We start from the raw sequence: 3,348 nt of genomic DNA, 5'->3' as shown, positions 1-3,348 counted from the left end.
CGGTCATAATGCCGCGATCCAGATTATGCCGCATGGCCTCTGTTGGAGGCTGGATATCCCGGTGTTGGCCATGCGGCTGTTCGGCATAATCAGAGCCCTTCAAGGAACGCGAGCAGTTTGTCGTCCGGCCGGAACCGACCCGGCGGCGCGGATGGTGCGGCGACGAGAGCGAGCGCCTTTTCCTTCATCCGCATATCGGCGTGGATGTAGATCTGGGTGGTCTCGACGTTCTCGTGACCAAGCCAGAGCGCGATCACCGCAGGATCGACGCCATGATGGAGCAGGTCCATCGCCGTGCTGTGGCGCAGCGTATGCGGTGTGACCCGCTTGGTGCCGATGCTCGGGCACGCGCGCGACGCCGTGAGGCAGTGCTTGCGGACCAGATGCTCAAGAGCGTCACGGCTCAGCCGTTCGCCCCGGATCGACGGGAACAGCGGCTTGCTCTGGTCTTTGTCGTTGCCGATCCACGTCGCCAGCAGCTTGGCTGTCTCGCGGCGAAGTGGGGTGGCGCGCTCCTTGCGGCCCTTGCCCATGCAACGGATGTGAGCGCCGGTTCCAAGCGCGACATCGCCCCGGGTAAGGCCGACCAGTTCGGAAGCTCGCAGGCCTGTCTGGATTGCGAGCAACAGCAGAGCATGATCGCGCCGGCCCGCCCATGTGGTGCGATCCGGAGCCGCCAGCAACGCCGCCATCTCTTCGGCATCGAGGAACGTAACTGCACGCTTCACATAGCGCTTGTTGGGCATGGCCAGGATACGCTGGCAGTGTAGTAGCCAGGTCGGATCGGTCATCGCGACGAAGCGGAAGAACGATCGGATCGCCGCAAGCCGGGTGTTGCGGCTGCGGGCGCTATTGCCCCGCGTGGTCTCGGTATGGGCGAGGAAGTCCGCGACCAGATCGGCGTCGATATCTTCGACCGTCAGGTTGACTGGCGGCTTGTTGCGGCGAGTGCTCGCGTACCTGAGCAGTAGCCGGAACGTATCGCGATAGCCAGCGACCGTATGTCGGCTCGCCTCCAGTTGCGTGCAAAGCCGCTCGGTGAAGAAGCGCTGGATCAGCGCAGGTAAGGCGATGGTGCTCATTGTGCCATCTCCCCGCCGCTCGCGGTGGCGCGGCCCATCGCTAGATCGAGCAGCTCCGGGACCGCCTCCAGATACCAATATGTTCCAGAAGGGTTGCTATGACCCAGATAGGTCGTCAGCCGGATCATCTTGCGCGCCGGGTCCTTGCCAGTCCGGTACCAGTTGATCATCGTACGCACGGCGAAGGTGTGGCGCAGGTCGTGGATGCGCGGTCCCCGGCCGTGCCGCTGGTACTGCTGCTCGGATCGCAATCCGATCTGCTGGCATGCTTGCGCAAAGTTGTAGCGGGCCCCACAGTCGGTGAGCCGAGTCGCCTTGTCAGTTATGAACATCGGCTTCGCCGGATGACCGATCAACCGGTCGCGTTTGACGCGATAGTCTAGCAGTCGCTCGACGGCGCTGGGGTCGAGCGGCAGCAGTCGCTCCTTACCGTTCTTACCTTGTCGGACGCGTAACGCACCATTATCGGCATCGAGGTCGTCTCCATCGAGCGCGAGCGCCTCGCTGACGCGCAGGCCCGTGATCGCGATGAGTGCGAACAGCGTCGAGCAGGTCAGCCCGCGCAATCCGCAAATCGACGGAAGTGCCATTGCGGCCGCGATGATCGAAGCGACTTCCGCGTCGCTGTAGATATACGGTCGGGAGCGCATCACGGTATTCGGCAACAATGCCCGGGGCGGGGCTTCATGCGCCAGATCGAAGCTACTTAGCCACTGCGCGAAGAGGCGCACGACGGTAAGCCGCGCCGCTCGCGTCCTGCCGTTGGCCTCGTCGAGCGTAGCATGCCAGCGCAGGAACAGCGCCGTGTCGATATGCGTCGCACGCTCGCGGTCGGCAAACCGCGTGAAGCGGCGGAGGATGCGCTCGCTGGTGCTCAGGTCGTAGCCGAGGCTGCGCCGCACGGCCAGATAGCGATCGAGTTGGGAGGTGAGGCTCATTGCGCGCCTCCCACTACGGGCCAGGGCATTGCTATCGATCGCAGCCCATCTATGTCGAGACGGGCATATATCATGGTCGATGTGCGTGAGCGATGCCGCAGCACGTCGCCCACCTCGTCGAGCGATGCACCCGAGTTCACCAACTGGACCGCAAGGCTATGACGCAGCAGGTGCGATCCCACATAGGGCGTCACCGGTTTCTGGCCGGTCGCCTTCAGGGCATCCTTTAGGACGGCGTTGACGATTTGGCCGTCATTGAACGGACGATGTGGCGCGCGATGGGTAACGAACATCATGCGGCAGGACGTGGGGCCGCGCTCCTCGCGCAGATAGCGGCTCAGCGCATCGCCAACCTCCGAGCTGATCGGCACGCGATCGTGGAGTTTGCCCTTGCCACGAACCAAGAGTTCGCCCGCGCGCCAGTCGACGTCGTCCAACCGGATCGCGATGACCTCGGCAGCACGCAAGCCAAGCCGGGCCATGATGAGCAGCATCGCATAGTCCCGAGCCCCGTGCCGCGGGTTGTGGCGCACGCAGGCGAGCACCGCCTCAACGCCCTCGGGCACCAGATGGCGCGGCAGTCGTGCTCCCCAGCGTTTCGCCGTTCTAGGCAGACTCAGAGCTAGATTGGTCGCTGTCGCGCCACTGCCGAACAGATATTGCAGGAAGATACGAACATGCGTCGCTACCGTCTTGTCGCGCCGCGCACTTGCCATTACGTGCTTAAGGAAGCTGATCACGTCGGCGGGCCGCAACCGCCCCGGATCAACCATCGCATCGCCAAAGCGATGATCGAGGAACCGGTTGGCGAACCGCAGCGTGTGATAGATCGTCCGCGGGCTAAGGCCGCGATGCTTGACCAAATAGGTCTCGAAGTCCGCCAGTAGGGCCGCACGCGCTTGCTGCGCCTCGCTCAACGGCACTGGATGCGTCACGCCGATATCGAGAAGATGCTGCGCGAACCGGCGGACCAACCTATACGGCCATATCGTGCCGGTTTTCTTACGCGGCACCTTGCGTCCCAGATGCTCGGCCATATCGAGCGTCAACGCTGAAGGACCGATGCCCTGGACATCCATCGCGTGACCCACCTTTCGTAGGATCGATAGGTAGGTCTTGACCGTGCCGGCGCTGTAATTCTCCGCCGCAAAACTCGCTGCGAACGAGCCAAGATGCGGCTCGATGCAGGTCTGCAAATATTGAGACATGATCTTCGTGCTCCTTGTTGTTGGAGCGACGAAGATTATGCCGAATGGGATTGGCGGGATCATGCCGCCAACCGGGCCCAGCCGAGCAGATGCGGCATAATCTGGATCGCGGCATTATGC

General features: G+C 63.1%; 3 protein-coding genes. All 3 read right to left on the bottom strand.

Annotated elements, in window-relative coordinates:
* Positions 1–89: 89 nt before the first annotated feature.
* The 3 genes from ABID58_RS37245 to ABID58_RS37235 are packed head-to-tail and all read right to left on the bottom strand — an operon-like array spanning position 90 to position 3,228.
* Positions 90–1,082 carry a tyrosine-type recombinase/integrase gene (locus ABID58_RS37245; protein ID WP_247297730.1) on the bottom strand — a complete coding sequence of 331 codons (993 nt, stop codon included), beginning with the start codon at positions 1,080–1,082 and terminating at the stop codon, positions 90–92.
* Positions 1,079–2,020, bottom strand: coding sequence for a tyrosine-type recombinase/integrase (locus ABID58_RS37240; RefSeq protein WP_354037792.1), 942 nt, complete (start codon positions 2,018–2,020; stop codon positions 1,079–1,081). Before ABID58_RS37240 ends, ABID58_RS37245 begins: the two co-directional genes overlap by 4 nt.
* Complete coding sequence (locus tag ABID58_RS37235; RefSeq protein ID WP_354037791.1) at positions 2,017–3,228, bottom strand: tyrosine-type recombinase/integrase; 1,212 nt, start codon at positions 3,226–3,228, stop codon at positions 2,017–2,019. Before ABID58_RS37235 ends, ABID58_RS37240 begins: the two co-directional genes overlap by 4 nt.
* Positions 3,229–3,348 lie beyond the last annotated feature (120 nt).

Origin of the sequence: Bradyrhizobium sp. S3.2.6, assembly GCF_040546885.1 — a bacterium.
GTDB classification, from domain to species: domain Bacteria; phylum Pseudomonadota; class Alphaproteobacteria; order Rhizobiales; family Xanthobacteraceae; genus Bradyrhizobium; species Bradyrhizobium cytisi.
The sequence above is the reverse complement of the archived record's forward strand: the minus strand, read 5'-3'. Positions and strand labels throughout refer to the sequence as shown.